The following is an 18,521-nucleotide window of genomic DNA, read 5'->3' as shown; positions in this document are numbered from 1 at the left end:
GTCGGTTACCTACTTGATATTTTTATACACATTTATTTTTTTTTGCGTATTAATATGAACACCAAGTTCTTTTGCAGCCTGCTGTTTTTTGAGGCTTATTTCTAATACCGTAGTATTCAGTTTAATTGAAAAATCCGATAAAAATAACATATCGTTTTCGCTAAGGTTCTCAGGTGAGGCAAAGAGTGCTTTCAATGTTCTATCAATTGATAGTAACTTGCTTTGAGCTGACTCTATATCACCTTCAGCTAAATATTGATTAATTACTGACAAATCGGGGACTAACTGAGACAATAAACTAGCCGACATTAGCATCTATACCATTTTCACTAAGTGTTTTTTCTCGAACATCATGAGGAATAGCATCCCAAGCAGACTTTATTTCTTTTAATAAATTAGATACTTCGTCAACAATTGCAGGATCATTTTTTATTGTTGCATCAACTAAGCGATCTATCATATAAGAATAAAGTGCATATAAATTATCAGTCACTTCACCACCAACTTTAAAATCTAAACAGCCCCTTAAGGCTTCAATAATAGCAGTCGCTTTAGATAAATGTTCGGCCTTCGCTTCCATGTGTTTTCTTTCAATAGCAACTTTAGACATCACCATTTTTTCAATCGCACCCGCCATTAACATTTGAATTATTTCATAGCGATCAGCACCGGCAACACGGGTCTTGAGTGCTTCTTTCTGATAATTTTTTACTTTGGCGTTATACATATTAAAACCCTTTTAAATCAAAATTCATTTATGATTTGTTTCTTGTAAATCCAGGCAAGCTTGCAAGCTGCGCTCCTAAGTACTGTTGTGTTGATTGCATTTGCGCCAGTAATACATCCAAGCCCGCATATTGCTTTCTAAGTCTGCCTTCTAATTCGGTCATTCTAAATTCATGCTTTAGCACATCATCTTCTAAATCAGTGACCTGTGTATTTAAATTATCTTCTCTTTGCTTTAAAATACCTTTTGAACTTACGTAATTATCTAAAAAAGATTCGAACTGTTTAGCAACACCATTTTCACCAGCAAAAGCCTTTCCGATATCATCAAAATTCTCATCCATTGCTGTATTTAAACTACGGACTAAACTTGATTTTTCTAGATAACCTTTCTTGTCAACACCCAAGCCAATATCGAAAATACTTGTGAAAGGCCCTGCATCCGTTAAATTTGTAGAAAGCATATTGACCATTTGCGAGCTCAAAGTACGAATGGTTGCATCGCTATTTAAAGGTTTACCGACTCTCGATTGCAGACCTAGCTGCCCTATAGCATTGTTATAATTAGCAATAAATTCATCAATTAATGTTGTAACGCTCTCACGGTCATAGCTAACAGCCAACTTTGCCGTTTCTCCATCAACGCTTTGTCGTTTAGCAGTGATCGTCATATCTTGCACAGCATCTTTAAAGGTATTTGTGTCATTAATAATCTCAATACCATCAACTTTAATTACTGCGCTTTTTGCTTTATTTTCATCTGCTATACCAATACCACCGCTATTAGGAGCTCCACCATTAGCATCAGTGGATACATTATCAAGCTCAGCATTATCATTGGTGATTACCAAATCATTATTAGCGCCACTTACACTCGAAGTAAGAACCAACTTTGACTCTGTACCAGTATTTATTATATTTGCTGTTACACCAAAATTATCATCCGAGTCATTAATTGCGTCACGCAAATCAGCTAATGTTGCACCTGCATCGAGAGTTAGATCAAAGCTTTTGTCTCCAGCAGCAAATGACAAGGTGCCTCCAGAAGCAGTGACCACATCGTCAGTAGATGTAAACAAAGGAGGTACGGCATCGTTTGACGTTGCGCGACTGCCTTGAGCAAGTGCTACAACTTCAATTTTAAAATTACCAGGCGTAATATCTTTTGTCGGTGTAACAGCAATTAAATCGCCGTCGTCACTAGTCGGTTGGCTAATATTGGCTATGCGTTTATTGAAATTATCAGGATCTGCTAGCTTTTTTATTGTGTCTTGTAGCTTGGATAACGCAGACTTGATCTCTCCTATTGAAGATAATTCAACTTCTAACGACTTGTCCTTTTTTGCAAAAGCATTCATTTTTGGAACATTTTCGGCATCAACAGTTGCTTTAATGATACTTTCGAGATCCAGTCCAGATCCAATACCTGCAGATGTTATAAGTGGCATACTTCTCTCCTACTATCTGTTCCAAAAAATATCATACGGTTTGATTTAGTAACAAACCTTTGCTAGTAAGTTTATCGGCAAATTCATCTAAAGCTTTAGCAACTTCTCTAAACTCTTCAGTTGGAATTTCACGAATAACTTCTTCGCTTGTTTTATCAAACACTTTGATTATTGGCGGATCGCCCTGCTCATCAAATTCAAACTTCAAATTTGTTGCCGTCACAGGTATATATTTATTTAATTTCTCTAAGTTTTCTTTCACTTCGTCGATCAGTGCTTTTCTTTCACTTTCAGAATCAAGTTGCTGACTATCATCAACAAGTGCGGGCTCTCTACCAGCAATTTTTGTACCAGCTTGTTCAACAGTTGCTTTTTTACTTGCTTCGTTTAACTCATTTTTATTTGTAAAAGATGAATTAGCGGTGACGTTTTCACTCGATTTAATTATTCCACCTAAGTCAGCCATAGTAGCTCTCCTTCAAAATACAAACAAAGTATAAGTCATTATCGAGACAATATCTCAATAATGACCTAATTAACCGTCTAGCCTAGTAACGATAATGCTACTTGTGGACGCTGGTTTGCTTGACTCAAAATAGATTGGCTTGCTTGTTGTAATATTTGTGATTTAGTCAAATTAGCTGTTTCGGCAGCAAAATCAGTATCTTTGATACGAGACTGAGCAGCAGATAAGTTTTCTGAGATATTAGATTGATTTCGAATCGTTGATTGAAAACGATTTTGCACAGCACCGAGTTCTGCACGCTTTTTATCAACTACAGCAATCATTGCATCCATACCCGCAAATACTGCTTGTGCATTCGCTTGTGATGAAACACTTATCTTATCAGCCGTGAATACACTAGCGAAAGTAAGCGCTGAAGCAGCGGTTACTCCGCCCCCCATAGTACTGACATTAGCAGCTAAATCTTTGAAACCATCTCCAGTAACAGAACTTGCAACCCCAGCAATACCTGAAAGTGTAAATCCGCCCTGACCTGCAACGGAGTAACCACTACCATCGGTATTCGCCGTGTTTGTTCCTACATCTTTCATGCTAAAGCCGATTGTTTGTACTGCATCAGCCCCTACTTGAAACTTAGCATCATAAGTACCATCAAGTAAGTTTTGCCCACCAAAAGTAGTATCAGCAGCAACACGATTCACCTCTTCTGATAGCGAACGAATCTCTTCTTGGATCGCTAAACGATCTTCATCGGTATTCGAACCATTAGACGCTTGTTGCGCAAGCGTTCGAACACGTTGAAACATTGATGTTACTTCATCAAGGGCGCCTTCAGCAGTTTGAGCAAGAGAAATACCGTCATTTGCATTTCGGTTACCTTGATTTAAACCGTTAACCTGAGAAGTTAAACGATTCGATATTTGCATACCTGCAGCATCATCTTTTGCACTATTAATGCGAAAACCTGAAGATAGTCGTTGAAAGGATGTATCGAGCGAGTTACCAGATTTCATCAACTGGCGTTGTGCGTTCAATGAACTCACATTAGTATTTACATATAAAGCCATAATAGCCTCCGCTTTATCATTTTAAATAGAATAACAACGGGATACCCCTACCCTGTTATTACTCCAGACTGAGAATCCTAGATTTTTAGTTCTCTAAGTCAGTTATCGTCAGATAAAACGGAAACTTTAGCTTTATTTATAAATTTTTAACAACGTTATGCTATTTTAACCCTGTAACAAGCTTAATGCTGCCTGAGGTCTTTGATTTGCTTGTCCTAATATTGTTTGGCTCGCTTGTTGTAAAATTTGGTTTTTCGTTAAGTTAGCTGTTTCTGCGGCGAAATCAGCATCTTTAATTCTCGACTTTGCTGATGCTAAATTCTCAGATATATTTGCTTGGTTACGAATGGTTGACTGAAAACGATTCTGTACAGCACCTAATTCAGCGCGTTTTTTATCAACAACAGCAATTAATGCATCCATACCAGCAAACACTGCTTGCGCATTAGCTTGTGATGAAACAGTAATTCCATCAGCCGTAAATATATCAGCAAAAGTAATTGCTGTAGCAGCAACCCCGCCTATAGAGCTGATGCCAGCAGCTAATACACCGTAACCATTCCCACTAACAGCACTTGCAATACCCGCAATTCCTGAAAGCGTAAAACCATCATTACCCACAATTGAGTTAGGAGCTCCGGCACTATTTTCACCTACAGACTGCATACTAAAGCCAATCGTTTGCACAGCATCAGCACCAACCTGGAAACTTGCCGAATAACTTCCATCTAATAAGTTTTGACCACCAAATGTAGTATCGCTGGCAATTCGGTTTACTTCGGCAGATAATTGCTTGATCTCTTCTTGGATAGCTAGGCGATCTTCATCGGTATTAGAACCATTCGAAGCTTGTTGTGAGAGTGTTCTTATTCGTTGGAATGAATTAGTAATCTCTTCCAAAGCACCTTCAGCTGTCTGTGCTAGAGAAATACCGTCATTAGCATTACGATTACCTTGGTTTAAGCCTAAAATTTGCGATTGTAAACGATCCGATATTTGCAAGCCAGCGGCATCATCAGCAGCACTATTTATACGTAGCCCTGATGATAAACGTTTAAATGACGTATCTAAGTCATTTCCCGTATTTGATAGCTGACGCTGTGCATTTAACGCACTAACATTAGTATTTACATATAAAGCCATAATAAACTCTCTTCTTATCTGTCAAATTAAAGCCATTCTTGTAATGAATGGTGTTTTGACAAAGTGACTCGTTACAGTGGCAAACTAAAGTTGGCCTGGGGCAAAAAACTGCCACTTTGCAGGTTAATTTAAAAACTTAATAAGTATTCAGCAATCTTTAGGCCAACTTTATAGATAGAGTTGCATTGAATTATAAAAAACGAGAAAAGGGCCTATAAGGCCCTTTGAAGATAAGTTTGAGAGTGGGTATGTATAACACTTACTATTGGCATAGTTTGTGCTTTAACAATTATGTTCTTACAAATGTTAGAACAATACAGGATTTTTAAGCACCTCCGCTTTATCAATCCGTTTCAGCGCCTTTGTTAATACCCCATTAGACAAAGGCGCTACATTCTTAGTCAATTAATTGACTCTTCCCAACCAATTATCCTAGAAGACTTAATGCAGCCTGTGGACGTTGATTAGCCTGACTAAGAATTGTTTGGCTAGCCTGTTGTAGAATCTGCATTTTTGTTAAGTTTGCCGTTTCTTGAGCAAAGTCAGTATCCTTAATACGCGATTGTGCAGCACTTAAGTTTTCAGAGATATTTGATTGGTTACGGATCGTAGATTGAAAACGATTTTGTACCGCACCGAGTTCTGCACGCTTTTTATCAACCACAGCAATCATTGCATCCATACCCGCAAATACTGCTTGTGCATTCGCTTGTGATGAAACGCTTATCTTATCAGCCGTGAATACACTAGCAAAAGTAAGTGCTGAAGCAGCGGTTGAACCGCCCCCCATAGAGCTTACACCAGCAGCTAAATCTTTGTAACCATCTCCAGTTACAGAGCTTGCAACACCTGCAATACCTGAAAGTGTAAATCCGCCCTGACCTGCAATGGAATAACCACTACCATCGGTATTCGCCGTATTTGTTCCTATATCTTTCATGCTGAAGCCGATTGTTTGCACTGCATCAGCCCCTACTTGAAACTTAGCATCATAAGTACCATCAAGTAAGTTTTGCCCACCAAAAGTAGTATCAGCAGCAACACGATTCACCTCTTCAGATAGTGAACGGATTTCTTCCTGAATTGCTAAACGGTCTTCATCAGTATTTGAACCATTTGCGGCTTGCTGTGCTAGAGTTCGTACACGTTGGAACATTGATGTGACTTCATCTAATGCCCCCTCAGCTGTTTGTGCTAGTGAAATACCATCGTTCGCGTTACGGTTACCTTGGTTCAAACCGTTAATTTGTGATGTTAAACGGTCAGAAATTTGTAGACCTGCCGCATCATCTTTCGCACTGTTAATACGAAAACCTGATGATAAACGTTGGAATGATGTATCCAGTGCATTACCAGAATTATTTAATTGTCTTTGTGCGTTTAACGCGCTAACATTTGTATTTACATATAAAGCCATGATGTCTCTCCAGAAGTAAACTTATCATTTACTCTCAAACTTACTAGATTAAGCAGTGGTTGTTATTTTCAACGCTTTGCTTGGTTAATTAAGTTATCGGTCTAGCAAAAAAATCCTTTAGCTTTTTTTTAATTTTTTTAACTTTATTTTTTAAGCTCTTGTAATTTAATGAATTTTTAAATTGTTTAATTAATGAATTCCATTAAACGAATAAAAGATTATTGTACAGGTCTTTTTCTTCAGGAAATTATTAAGCTGTTAAATAGTAAGGAGATGATCTTAAAAGGCTGGAGAAATACGAGAGTAAGGCAATATATTGCCTTACTCCTTTACTTACTTATAAGTAATCGAACAGTGATAATTTAGCCAAGCGGCCAAAAGTTGCCTGCGAGGCTTGTAGTGCAGTTTCTTGCTTCGTGAGTTCAGTAATGGCCTCAGCCATATCGAGTTCAATTAAATCTGCACGAGAAGATTTGTTATTTACATCAAGGTCACTATTAGATTGCGTGATTTTTTCAGCTGTATTTAACCGCCCACCTAAACCAGCCTGCGTTAAAGAGACCTGATTTTTACTATTGTCGATCTGGATCATGGCCGCTGCCAATACTTGCTCATAATCTTCTTGGCTAATTGTTGGATCAGTCAGTCCTGCGATCAAATCATTTAAGGTGTTTAAAATATTTTCTTTTTGCGGTGCTTCTAAAGTAAAGTCTACCTGCCCATTTGCCACGGGGCTAATGTCGATTTCCAACCCTGCAAATTTAATTTGTGATCCCTCAAAGCTGCCAGAGCTGATCACACTTCCACCTTGTTCAACCTGATAAGTATTAGGTGTACCTGCTGTCGTTATAATATTAAACGTATTTGCTCCGACTGCGGCAGCAGGATCAGCGTTATAATTTGCTTTATGAAAAGAGTCAAACTGAGCTTGTTCACGCACATACACTTTTGCACTAGTGATCCCTCCTGATGCAACACCATCATTCGAGGCGACGTCTAAACGTGCATTGACCTTTTCAAACGTATCAACCCCATTATCACTGGATTTAATTTCAACTCCTTCCGCTACTTTAATTTTATGCTGGCCTTGGTCGCCACCATAAACATATTTGCCAGTTGAAGAATCAAGCGAATAGGTTTGGGTATTATCTTGATAACCTGAAAATATATACTTCCCATCTTCAGTTTTAGCATTCATTAAATCAAGCACACTACTTTGTATAGATTTAATCTCTTCAGCAATACCTTCACGATCTATATCTGTATAAACACCATTACCAGCTTGAATTGCTAATGTATGTGCTTTTTCAAGCGAGCCTTTAATATTCTCAAGTACACTTTCTTGGGTATTTAAACGACTCGTCAGCATAGTAATATTTTTACTGTATTGCTCATTCGCTTGTATACGATCGGTATACAGTAACGCCCGTGCTGTTGCCGATGGATCATCTGAAGCTGTAAGCACTCGCTTTTGGGTATTAACTTGCTCTTGTGCTTTATTGACATTTTGCTGATTATTCAAAATCGAATTAACACTGTTTTGGTACATCAAATTATTAGATAAACGCATAATTACCTCGCAGCATTAAGTAAAGTATCAAAAATTGTACGGGCTGTTGATAGCACTTGTGCAGACGCCGCATAAGATTGTTGAAAACGTAATAAATTGGCTGCTTCTTCATCAAGGTTTACTCCCGAGAGTGACTCATACCAGGCTTCAGACTGTTGAGCTAATGCCTCAAAAGCAGCGCCATTAGTCTTCGCTTGATTGGTTACAACACCAATATCAGTAACTAACCCTGCATAGGCTTGATTAAATGTTTTATGATTATCTGCAGTTGAAGTTGTGGTCACATTTTGTCGAACTAACTCACCACTTTGTAACCCAGCCAACATTAAGCCATTGCGGTTATCATCAAAACCACCTTCATTAAACTCCAGTGTAAAACTATCGCCTGTTGCTGGTATGCCTTCAATATTAAAGTCAAAGCCATATAATTCGAAACCATTCCCAGCTTGTGAAAGCATATTTTCAGCAGGCGGAGTGACTGTAAAAGTACTTGTATTGACCCCATCTGATATTGTGTATTCATCTGGGTTAGCAGTTTTCACTATCGTGATATCGCCATTAGCAAGATCCGGAGGTGTCGTAGTTGTAAAACCACCTGAAGTCACACTACTTACACTACCTACTGAAATATTGGCATTGCCAGTGTTGTTTATGTTATCAGCCGTACGGATTGGTGAAGCAAGCGCTAACGATTCAGGCCTATCGGTGGCAAGTGTTAAACTCGATGCAGCCTCTGCATTAAGTTTTACAGCAAATTGATCGCCAACATTACCGGTTCCTGTAACATTTAATTGTAAACCAAAAGATTCCCCACCGGTCATAGTCGATGAATCAATAACGCCAGCAACTATATTGGCGGTTGAGGGAGAGCCTAATGGTTCACCTTTATTATCGACAGGTTGTATTTCTACCGTTGTACCACTGGTATAAGTAACAATAAAGTCACTAGCAGGAATTTCACTGCCTTTACCAGGCTCTAGGGTAGCCGTCATGCTTGAGTTACCTGTATTAGCTTGATAGGCGTAACCGCCAACCGTTGGAATTGTAAAAATGTCCCCACCAAGTTCACCGTTGCCGTCCATCCCTAAACGGTTTTGTTGGTTAAAAGCATCAGCAATTGCAAGCCCCATTTGGCCAAGCTGGTTTTGTGCTGGCACTAAAATATCATCACGAAATGCTAGTAACCCACCAATCTTACCTTTAAGTTTACTTACATCAACATCAAGCGGCACAGCTTTGCCGCCATTTATATCTAAACGTAATTCTTTAAAATTAGGATCCGGATCACCCGCCATCGAAAACAAATTAAATGCGCCGTCTTGCATTACGAGTGATTCACCGGTGCCCATAAATACCAGCTTTTCACCGTTGGGGCCATCAAGAGTCTCTACATCTATTAATTCCGATAACTTACGAATAGCAAGGTCTCGCTCGTTATACATGGTGCTTGAGTTTGCCTCATTGCGCGTACCATTTACCGTAGCTATTTGCTTATTCAAACTGCTAATATTTTGAATCAATGTATTCGCTTCATCAGAAAAAATTTCTAACTGCTCATTCACGATGTTTTTTTGATCAAATACAATGCCTGACAAACGATCCATTTGATCAATCAAATTTTCTGCATCTGTCATAACCAACGAACGTGCAACTGTTGATGATGGCTGATTTAAGCTTTCCTGCACATTGTTGAATAACGAATTCATACTGCTCGATAAGCTATTGGATTCTTGAGAAAACAAGCTATCAACCCGGCCTGCTTCTGTAACAAATTGATCAAAAAAGGTTTTATTTGAAGTATCGCGATTGAGCTGCTTTTGAGCAAATTCATTCAATAATCGATATGTTTCACCACGACCAACTTGATTGTCGATCATGGTCATATGCTCTGTACGCTCACGTACATAACCAACTGTATTTATATTGGCAATGTTTTTACTGGTCGTTTGTAGCAATTCTGAATTAGCGCGAACGCCTGAATTTGCAATGTCTAATAAATTAAACGACATCTTAATTTACTCCTTGGCGAACCAATGTTGTCGCCAGTGTTTTAAGTTCTGTACGATTAAGTACTTGCTTAATTTTTTCGGCATAATTGGGGTCTGTGGCATAACCGGCTTTTTGTAAAGAGTCTAAAAAAGCGGCCGGTTTTGCGGTATTTTGTAATGCTTCTTGGTAGCGTGGGTTTTCCGTTAAAAACTGCACAAAGTCATTCACGCTGTCTTTAATCGAATCATATGCTCTAAAGCTGGCTTGTCTTTTTACTGGTGTACCTTGCTCAAATTCGAGTGTCATTTTATTGGCTTTCTCACCCTGCCAGCTTCTATCTGATTTGATATTGAATAAGTTAAAGCTGCTGTTGCCATCACTTTTATTAATAATATGCTTACCCCAACCAGTCTCAAGAGCTGCTTGTGCAACCATCACAGCAGGGTTCAAACCAATTTTTTCAGCTGCTGTTTTTGCATGCTCCCAAACACTACTAATAAAATCTTCTGCATTTTCAAACTGAAGTTTTTGCGCTGTTGATGGGCTGCTATTAACAGCCTTGGTGTCAGCCGTGTTTTCAGTATTCGTACCTGTTGCACGTTGATCACTGGTAAAATCATCAACAGTACGCAGCACTGAACTAGGGGTAAAGTTTTTTCCATCAGGAGAAAGTTGTTGCACTATGAGATCGGCTAAACCCAATGACCCTTTTGAAGATAAATCAACTGATAACTGTTGATCATGCATTTCTTCAAAAAACTTTACACCACTGGAATTAAAAGGACTGTCTTCGTCTTCAAACGCTTCATTTGCTTTACGCATACTTTTAAGAAGCATCTGCGTAAAAATAGATTCAAATTGTGCCGCTGCTTTTTTTAGCGCTTCTTTCGATGCTTCAGGCGAGGCACCACTTTTTAAGGCATCTTGACGTAACGTATTAAGATTGCCTAAATCAAAGAAGTTTTGTTTATCGAGATGATTAGTATCCATCAGCAATTTGACACAGTGATTAATAATATTATTAACAATGCAATAATTGAGCCAATGCGAGTTTGCGAGTTTGCGAAGGTATAAAAGCGTTGATTAATTATGCAAGTCAAGCCCCCCTAAATGCGAGTTAACGCAAACTTAGGGGGTCAATATGGTTAAATAACCACGAGTTGACCGCTGATGGCCCCCGCTTCTTTTAATGCTTCTAGTATTGCCATTAAGTCACCGGGCGCTGCGCCGACTTCGTTAATTGCCCGTACTAAATCGTCAAGACTAACACCTGGGTTGAATACAAAGGCTCGAGAATCATCTTCGTTAACATCAATAATACTTTGATTAGTAACGACCGTTTCCCCTTCACTTAATGCGTTAGGCTGAGATACATTTTGCTGTTCCGCAATCGTAACAGTCAAGCCACCATGGGTAATTGCCGCCGCTTGTAACTTTACATTTTTACCGATCACTATGGTACCAGTACGTGAATTAACGATAATTTTTGCCGAAGTATCCGCTGGTTTAAACTCTAAATTTTCAAGCGTAGATAAATAAGCAACACGCTGCGACGCATCACGCGGTGCAATAACACGTATTGAAGCGGCATCAAGTGCATGTGCACTGTCTGGGCCGATAAGTTCATTAATAGTTTGCTCTAAACGTTTAGCGGTAGTGAAATCTGGACGATTTAAATTAAAGGTTATGTAATCACCTTGCATAAAAGGACTTTTAATTGCCCGTTCAACCGTTGCGCCATTAGGAATACGCCCTACCGTAGGCGTGTTCATTACGATCTTACTACCATCGGCTCCTTCAACACCTAATCCACCAACAATTAAGCTACCTTGTGCGATAGCATAAGTATTCCCATCAACCCCTTTTAGAAAGGTTTGTAGTAATGTTCCGCCACGTAAGCTACCCGCACTACCTATTGACGATACAGTAATATCGATTGTCTGCCCTGGCTTCCTAAATGCAGGTAACTCAGCATGCACAGCAACCGCAGCTACATTTTTGATTTTGGGTTTTAAATTCGATGCCATGGTAATACCAAAACTATTTAGCATGGCTTTAAAGCTTTGTTCAGTAAAACGACTTTGCTCACCGGTGCCAGGTAAACCAACCACGAGACCATAACCAACCAGCTGGTTTGAGCGAACGCCTTCAACCATTGAGACATCTTTAATACGTTCAGCGCTTGCACTAAAGTGCCAACTTAATAAACATATACACAGCAACGCTTTCAAGCTATTCATATCAACATCCTTTAAAAAGGGAACAGAGAGCTGGTGAAGAATCGAGTTAACCACCCTGCCGTTTGAGTCTCTTGCATTTGCCCTTTACCAGAATATTGAATCCGAGCATTCGCGATTCTATTAGAGGTCACAGTATTATCTGCAGTAACATCTTGTGGGCGCACAAGTCCTTCCAGACGAATAAATTCTTCGCCGGTGTTTAAAGTCAGCCATTTTTCACCACGGATCACTAAATTACCATTAGGTAATACACGCATAACATTCACGGAAATATCACCAAATAAACTATTAGATTGGTTTGACTTAGTATCACCTTTGAATTTTGCACCGCTGCCCACACCAAACTGAATACTATCACCACCAATATTAACCGGTAGTCCGCCTAACCCAATGACAGGGTCTAAGCTGGCATCACTTTGTTTATCCGTTTCAGTTTTAGCTGCTTTTGATGATTGCGTCGATTCTTGCAGCTTAACTGTAATAATATCTCCAGTACGTAAGGCTTTTTTATCTGAATATAAATCATTTGATAAATTACTATCAAACAATGAGCCTGTCGGCACGATTTGCTCTGCGGCAGGCTCTGGATACATGGGAGCATAGTATGGATCATCTTGAACCACGCTGTGGTTTTGAGTTGTCATACAACCACTCAATATAAATGCACCCGTTAAGACTATAGATAAATTACGCATAACTTTGCTCCGAATTAATTAAAGTTGCTGACTGATATAACTCATCATTTCATCAACCGCTGAAATCACTTTTGAATTCATTTCATAGATCCGTTGAGTTTCAATCAGGTTAACTAATTCTTCAGTTACATTTACGTTAGAGGTTTCAAGTGCACCTTGCACAACAGTGCCTAATCCTTCTAGGCCAGGGTTACCTTGCACAGGTGCGCCACTGACTGCCGTTTCGGTATATAAGTTTTGACCTACCGGCTCTAGACCTGATGGATTGATAAAATCACTGATCGTTAACTGACCTATTACCACATTCTCTGGCTGCCCTGAGATACGTACTGATACCTCTCCATCTTGCGATACAGTAATGGACTGTGCGTCATCAGGTACATTCATTTCTGGCTGTACGGGAAAACCAGCGCCGGCAGTAACAATACGGCCGTCTTCATCCGTGGTAAATTGACCATTTCGAGAGTAAGCGATATTGCCATCAGGCTGTAAAACTTCAAAAAAACCGGGCCCTGATATCATCCAATCCAATGAATTTTCGGTGGTTAACATATTGCCTTGAGAAAAGTTTTTCTGATTAGCAACCACTTTGGTACCAGCACCAAGCATTAAACCTGAGGGCATTTCAGTATCTTGTGATGAACGTCCACCCGGCTGATTAATATTTTGATAAAGTAAATCTTCAAACACAGCACGGCTTTTCTTATAACCAACGGTACTGGCATTGGCTAAATTATTTGAGATAACCGAAATGTCAGTTTGTTGGGCATCAAGCCCCGTTTTACTTATCCACAATGCAGGATTCATATTAATATCCTCTCAATAAAGTTAAACAATACGCAGCAATTGAGTTTGACGTTCGTCAATTTCTTCAGCCGTTTTCATTAACTTAACTTGTAATTCAAATTGGCGTTGATGGTTTATCATATCCACCATCTCGTGTACCGGATTCACATTTGACATTTCCAAAGTGCCACTCATCACTTTCACATCATTAGAGATGTCACAAAATCCACATATATCATTATCCAGTAATTCAGGCTTTGGCCGAAATAAGCCATCATTACCTTTTTCAAGCTCTGAATTATTTGCCTTGATCACCTTCAAACGATCAACAACTTCTAAAAAGTTAGCTGGAGCTCCTTGCGGGCGAACTTGGATAGAGCCATCTTCACTAAATTCAATTTTCTCCACTGGCAATGGCAAAATAATTGGTCCACCTTCGCCAATAACTTGACGCCCGTGACTGGTGATCAAAGCGCCGTCAGGAGTGATATTCAACGTACCGACTTTTGTATATGCCTCATTACCTGAAGCATCTTGCACCGTAAGCCATCCTTTATCGCTCATAGCAATATCTAGATCACGTCCAGTCTCAACAATACCGCCGGAAGTCATATTGGAACCAGGCCGCTCTTGCATGGTAAATACACGTGTCGGCAGGCCTTCGCCAAAAGCTTGCATCGAACGCGCTTGTGCGAAGTCAGCTTTAAAGCCTGTGGTATTGGCATTTGCTAAATTATTTGCTTTAAGCTCTAGGCCCCGCAAACTTTGCTTAGCTCCAGACGCTGCAATGTAGACCATCTTGTCCATAACATCGACTCACGTTAAAAATCTATAACATGACAAATGCAAGATAAGTGCCACAATAAACTGACGTGATAAGTTACAAAAAATAATCAATCGCAAATAAAAAAGGCTGCTAATAAATAGCAGCCTAGGTGTCGGATTATAAAAAATATTAGAACGAGATTAGCGGATCTGCAAAATAGCTTGCTGTAGTGTTGAATTCACTTCAAGCGCACGTGAGTTTGCTTGGAAGTTACGCTGTGCACTGATCAAATCTACGAGTTCATTCGTTAAATTCACGTTTGATTGCTCAAGCGCTGTAGAGTTAATGGAACCTAAAGTACCAGAACCTGGTTCGCCAGCGATTGGCTCACCAGACGTCAAACTTTTTTTCCAACCTGTATCACCAGCTTGTTGTAAGCCTTGTGAGTTAGAAAAGCGCACCATGGCTACTTGTCCTAAGAATGAGGTATCTCCATTACTGTATGAAGCGACAATCTTACCATCACTACCAATATCAATACCGGCTAAACGTCCAACAGTAGCACCATCTTGCTCAAGTGCTTTAACTTCAAAACGACTAGCATATTGAGTCGGGACTTTATTATCGGTGGCCGCTTCATCGCGCCAATTAACAGTAACATTTTCAGGGAAGCTGGCACCATTTGTTAATAAATCAGATAGCCCTACTGCCGCACCAGCACCGCTTGGAATTGCTAATGGATTGAATGTGTTATCTGTATTCGCGACACCATCTGTGTTTAATGGCTTACCACTAGAATCAAACTGAAAGGTTGATAATGGTGTGTAAGGAGGAGCAGTCTCTTGAACACCTGCAGGGCTAAATGGCTTTTCATCTAAGGTCGCATAAGTTTGCCACTCATTGTCATTACCCGTTACTGTAGAATTTGTTTTAACAAAGAAAAACTGTAAAACATGCGGCTCACCTAACGAGTCGTATACTGTTGTTGATGTTGAGCTATTATATGATGCGCTCGTTGTAGGATCAAAAGTAGTTATTGACGGCGAGGTTGCACGCGAGTCTAAGTTAAACGACGAGTAAACATTCGTCGTAGCTCGCGGTGATCCTGATGAATCAGGGATCTGTAACGCTGATGACGTGCTTAAACTTACCGATGTTGTATCACCTGTAGCTTCATCAACAGGAAAACCCTGCAAGTAATTGCCTTTAGCATCAACAATAAAGTTATCTTTATTAAGTTTAAATGCGCCTGCACGCGAATAAGTAAAATCTTGTGCCCCTAAATCTTGGCTCATGGCAAAGTAACCTTCACCTGTGATAGCTAAATCTAATGAGTTTTGAGTGAACTTTAGTGAACCTTGGTGAAACTGTTGTGCCACCATAGTTGTCTGTACACCATCACCATTTTTTGTCTTGCCTGAACTAAATACCGAAGATGCGTATACATCAGCAAATTCAGCACGTGACTCTTTAAAGCCTACCGTATTTACGTTAGCAATATTATTTGCTGTTACATCTAAGTCTTTTTGTGCGGCAGCAATGCCAGTTAATGCAATATTGAAGCTCATAATTCACCTCTAATCTGTCAATGTTTAGCCTGTGGCTAACTAATAATTAAAATTTTTACGCGATTTCTGCAACGTCAGCTAGCCTAACCGCACCTTCTTTAGTATTTATAATAATGCCGTTTGCACCATTAATATTAACACTCTCGATATTCTTAAAAGTAGCTATAGGTAAAGCCGTGTACTCACCATTTAACTGCCCTTCAGCTTTAATTTTATATTCACCTGGTGGTAAACGTTCTTTATTATCATTCATGCCGTCCCACTCGAAACGGACAGCGCCCGCTGATTGCGCACCTAAATCAATACTACGCACCAACTGACCAGATGAATCTTCAATTCGTAGAAATAAGTTTTCTACAGGCTCTTCTGCAACCACGGTTCCTTTAGCGCTACCAACATCGTTTAGGTCTAATGTATTAGACTCTAGTAATGCTTGTTTACCCACTAAAGTCGATGCTTGTAGTGCTGAGTTAGATGTCATCGATGCGGCTAATGACTGAAAATTACTATTAAGGTTTGAGATACCTTCAGCCATGGTGAAACTTGTCATCTGCGCGATCATTTGATCATTGTCAGCTGGTTTGCTGGGATCTTGAAACGACAGTTGCTGTGTTAACAATGAGAAGAAATCTTCTTGGGTTAACGCATCACTTTTCTTATCACTGCTAACCTGTTTGTCTTGCCACTTAATCGAATCTAAATAAGTTGACGATGTGCTGCTGATATCGTTACTCATAATCTTTCCTCAATTACCGCTGCCCAAGCAACAGTGTTTTACTTAACATTTGCTTCGCTGCATCAGCAACTTGCACATTGGTTTGATAAGAGCGTGAGGCAGAAATCATATTAGCCATTTCTTCAACGACATTAACGTTAGGTTTGTAGATATAACCGTTTTCATCCGCACTAGGATGATTAGGGTTATATTCAATTTGTAATGGTTTATTACTCTCTACAATACCTAACACTTTAACGCCAACAGACGACCCCTGAACATTACCGCTTGATTCTGATGCTTTCATCAGTTCAGCTGCAAAAACAGGGTGGCGCGCCCGGTAAGTTTTGTCTTGGCTTGAGCTAATGCTATTAGCATTTGAAATATTACTCGCGGTTGTGTTCAAACGCACATTTTGCGCACTCATACCACTACCTGAAATATCAAAAACGTTATATAAACTCATGCTTAGGCTCCTTGACTACCGAGGGCTTTTTTAAGGCCTTTAATTTTACTACTCATAAATTGCAGGCTTGCCTGATACTCTAATGAGTTCTTTGTATACAAGTTTCGTTCCACTTGTATGTCAACCGAGTTGCCATCACCTGTATCTGCTTGATTTGGCGAGCGAAACATTTCACTATTACCAACATAACGACTGCCACCGGCAATGTGGTTTGGGTTAGTTGTTACCATGTTATTGCCGCCTTGTTGGTGGCTTTTTGCCGCTTTCAATGCTGAGGCAAAGTCGATGTCTTTCGCTTTATAGCCCGGCGTATCAGCATTAGCGATATTGGTTGCTAATAACTCAGCACGTTGCGAACGGATCAACATTGCATGAGGATGAACCCCAAATGCTTTATCAAAACTGATAGCCATAACCATCTCCAAAAAATTGACTTAAGATGATTAATGCAAAAGTTGAGCCAATTAGGTTGATGTTTTATGGTTCGTTTAATCATTTGATTTAAAAAGAAAAACGATGTGGAGCCACATCGTTTTATAGTATTCAAGATTCGGTTTTACCACCGATGAGATTTGAGTAACTTGTGTTTTAGCGCGTTAAATACGCTGGTAAGCTATTTCTTTTGATAAATAATACCTGGATTACAGCGTACCATGTCAAATTCGTCACTTAACCCTGACATAGACTCTGATGCGCCTAAAAATAAATACCCTTTAGGATTTAGTGCTTGAGCAAACTGAGCAATAATTTTAGCTTTAACCTCTGGTGCGAAATAAATCAGCACGTTGCGGCAAAAAATAATATCAAACTTGCCCATTAGCGCGTATGAATCTAATAAGTTAAGATGTCTAAAACTCACTAATTTTTTTATTGAGTCGTTTACTTGCGCCATGCCGTTGCCACTATCTTTAAAGAACTTTTTCCTGCGCTCTACCGACAGCCCTCTAGCTAGAGCAAGGGAGTCATATTCTGCATGCTTACACATATCTAACATAGTATTAGAAATATCAGTGCCGATTATCTGCGCGCCCATTTTTAATACACCCGGCTGTTTAGCTTGAAACTCAGCAACCGACATAGCAATAGAATATGGCTCTTGTCCCGATGAACTTGCCGCAGACCAAATTTTCAACGGACGACGTAACTCTTTATGTTCCGGAAATAACTTACTTTGCAATAGTTCAAACGGGTATTGATCCCGAAACCATAAAGTTTCATTGGTCGTCATAGCATCAACGACTGCGGCACGTAACTGCCGCTCATGCGGACTCAGTGTTTTACTAACCAATTGTGACAATGATTCAACATTAAAACGAACCATTAGCGGAGCAAGCCTGCTTTTGACTAAATAAAGCTTATTATCTCCCAGAACAATGCCACATTGTTGCTCTAAAAAAGAGCGAAACTGATCGTACTCGCTTTGCTGTAAATGCTTATTTTCCAAAGTAACACCGCCTTT

At 39.6% G+C, this 18,521-nt stretch carries 19 protein-coding genes; all 19 read right to left on the bottom strand.

Annotated elements, in window-relative coordinates:
• Window positions 1–9: 9 nt before the first annotated feature.
• A complete protein-coding gene (locus H5203_RS05320) occupies window positions 10–309 on the bottom strand; it encodes a hypothetical protein (protein ID WP_145239502.1) in 300 nt (99 codons plus the stop codon).
• Entirely contained in the window at window positions 299–727 is a 429-nt protein-coding gene (fliS, locus tag H5203_RS05315) for a flagellar export chaperone FliS (protein WP_145239504.1), read from the bottom strand. Before fliS ends, H5203_RS05320 begins: the two co-directional genes overlap by 11 nt.
• A 28-nt stretch (window positions 728–755) precedes the next feature.
• Window positions 756–2,174, bottom strand: a complete 1,419-nt coding sequence (gene fliD, locus H5203_RS05310; RefSeq protein WP_145239507.1) for a flagellar filament capping protein FliD — start codon at window positions 2,172–2,174, stop codon at window positions 756–758.
• Window positions 2,175–2,205: 31 nt separating this feature from the next.
• Complete coding sequence (locus tag H5203_RS05305) at window positions 2,206–2,640, bottom strand: flagellar protein FlaG (protein ID WP_211183613.1); 435 nt, start codon at window positions 2,638–2,640, stop codon at window positions 2,206–2,208.
• A gap of 77 nt (window positions 2,641–2,717) precedes the next feature.
• Window positions 2,718–3,707, bottom strand: coding sequence for a flagellin (locus H5203_RS05300; RefSeq protein WP_145239509.1), 990 nt, complete (start codon window positions 3,705–3,707; stop codon window positions 2,718–2,720).
• A 165-nt stretch (window positions 3,708–3,872) separates the two neighbouring features.
• On the bottom strand, window positions 3,873–4,850 hold the full coding sequence (locus tag H5203_RS05295; protein WP_145239512.1) for a flagellin: 978 nt from the start codon (window positions 4,848–4,850) through the stop codon (window positions 3,873–3,875).
• A 427-nt stretch (window positions 4,851–5,277) separates the two neighbouring features.
• The gene (locus tag H5203_RS05290) at window positions 5,278–6,267 is read right to left on the bottom strand and encodes a flagellin (protein ID WP_145239515.1); all 990 of its coding nucleotides are present in this window, start codon (window positions 6,265–6,267) and stop codon (window positions 5,278–5,280) included.
• A gap of 337 nt (window positions 6,268–6,604) precedes the next feature.
• Window positions 6,605–7,837: a flagellar hook-associated protein FlgL gene (flgL, locus tag H5203_RS05285; RefSeq protein WP_145239518.1), complete on the bottom strand. Its 1,233-nt coding sequence runs from the start codon at window positions 7,835–7,837 to the stop codon at window positions 6,605–6,607.
• Window positions 7,838–7,839: 2 nt separating this feature from the next.
• Entirely contained in the window at window positions 7,840–9,846 is a 2,007-nt protein-coding gene (gene flgK / locus H5203_RS05280; protein WP_145239522.1) for a flagellar hook-associated protein FlgK, read from the bottom strand.
• A 1-nt stretch (window position 9,847) separates the two neighbouring features.
• Complete coding sequence (flgJ, locus tag H5203_RS05275; RefSeq protein WP_145239525.1) at window positions 9,848–10,816, bottom strand: flagellar assembly peptidoglycan hydrolase FlgJ; 969 nt, start codon at window positions 10,814–10,816, stop codon at window positions 9,848–9,850.
• Between the two features lie 155 nt (window positions 10,817–10,971).
• Entirely contained in the window at window positions 10,972–12,066 is a 1,095-nt protein-coding gene (locus tag H5203_RS05270) for a flagellar basal body P-ring protein FlgI (protein ID WP_145239528.1), read from the bottom strand.
• 11 nt (window positions 12,067–12,077) lie between these two features.
• Window positions 12,078–12,761: a flagellar basal body L-ring protein FlgH gene (flgH, locus tag H5203_RS05265; RefSeq protein ID WP_145239531.1), complete on the bottom strand. Its 684-nt coding sequence runs from the start codon at window positions 12,759–12,761 to the stop codon at window positions 12,078–12,080.
• Between the two features lie 18 nt (window positions 12,762–12,779).
• Window positions 12,780–13,568, bottom strand: coding sequence for a flagellar basal-body rod protein FlgG (flgG, locus tag H5203_RS05260; RefSeq protein WP_145239534.1), 789 nt, complete (start codon window positions 13,566–13,568; stop codon window positions 12,780–12,782).
• A 21-nt stretch (window positions 13,569–13,589) separates the two neighbouring features.
• Window positions 13,590–14,354, bottom strand: coding sequence for a flagellar basal body rod protein FlgF (locus H5203_RS05255; protein WP_145239537.1), 765 nt, complete (start codon window positions 14,352–14,354; stop codon window positions 13,590–13,592).
• Window positions 14,355–14,513: 159 nt separating this feature from the next.
• Window positions 14,514–15,881 (bottom strand): flagellar hook protein FlgE, encoded by a 1,368-nt coding sequence (flgE, locus tag H5203_RS05250; protein ID WP_145239540.1) that lies wholly within the window; start codon window positions 15,879–15,881, stop codon window positions 14,514–14,516.
• A 55-nt stretch (window positions 15,882–15,936) separates the two neighbouring features.
• Window positions 15,937–16,617 (bottom strand): flagellar hook assembly protein FlgD, encoded by a 681-nt coding sequence (locus H5203_RS05245; protein ID WP_145239543.1) that lies wholly within the window; start codon window positions 16,615–16,617, stop codon window positions 15,937–15,939.
• Between the two features lie 13 nt (window positions 16,618–16,630).
• On the bottom strand, window positions 16,631–17,062 hold the full coding sequence (flgC, locus tag H5203_RS05240; RefSeq protein ID WP_145239546.1) for a flagellar basal body rod protein FlgC: 432 nt from the start codon (window positions 17,060–17,062) through the stop codon (window positions 16,631–16,633).
• 2 nt (window positions 17,063–17,064) lie between these two features.
• Window positions 17,065–17,475, bottom strand: coding sequence for a flagellar basal body rod protein FlgB (flgB, locus tag H5203_RS05235; protein ID WP_145239549.1), 411 nt, complete (start codon window positions 17,473–17,475; stop codon window positions 17,065–17,067).
• A gap of 200 nt (window positions 17,476–17,675) precedes the next feature.
• Window positions 17,676–18,506 (bottom strand): protein-glutamate O-methyltransferase CheR, encoded by an 831-nt coding sequence (locus tag H5203_RS05230; protein ID WP_145239552.1) that lies wholly within the window; start codon window positions 18,504–18,506, stop codon window positions 17,676–17,678.
• Window positions 18,507–18,521: the final 15 nt, after the last annotated feature.

The organism is Pseudoalteromonas sp. SG41-1 (genome assembly GCF_014164575.1).
GTDB classification, from domain to species: Bacteria; Pseudomonadota; Gammaproteobacteria; order Enterobacterales; family Alteromonadaceae; genus Pseudoalteromonas; species Pseudoalteromonas rhizosphaerae.
This window is presented reverse-complemented; position numbering and strand designations above follow the sequence as displayed.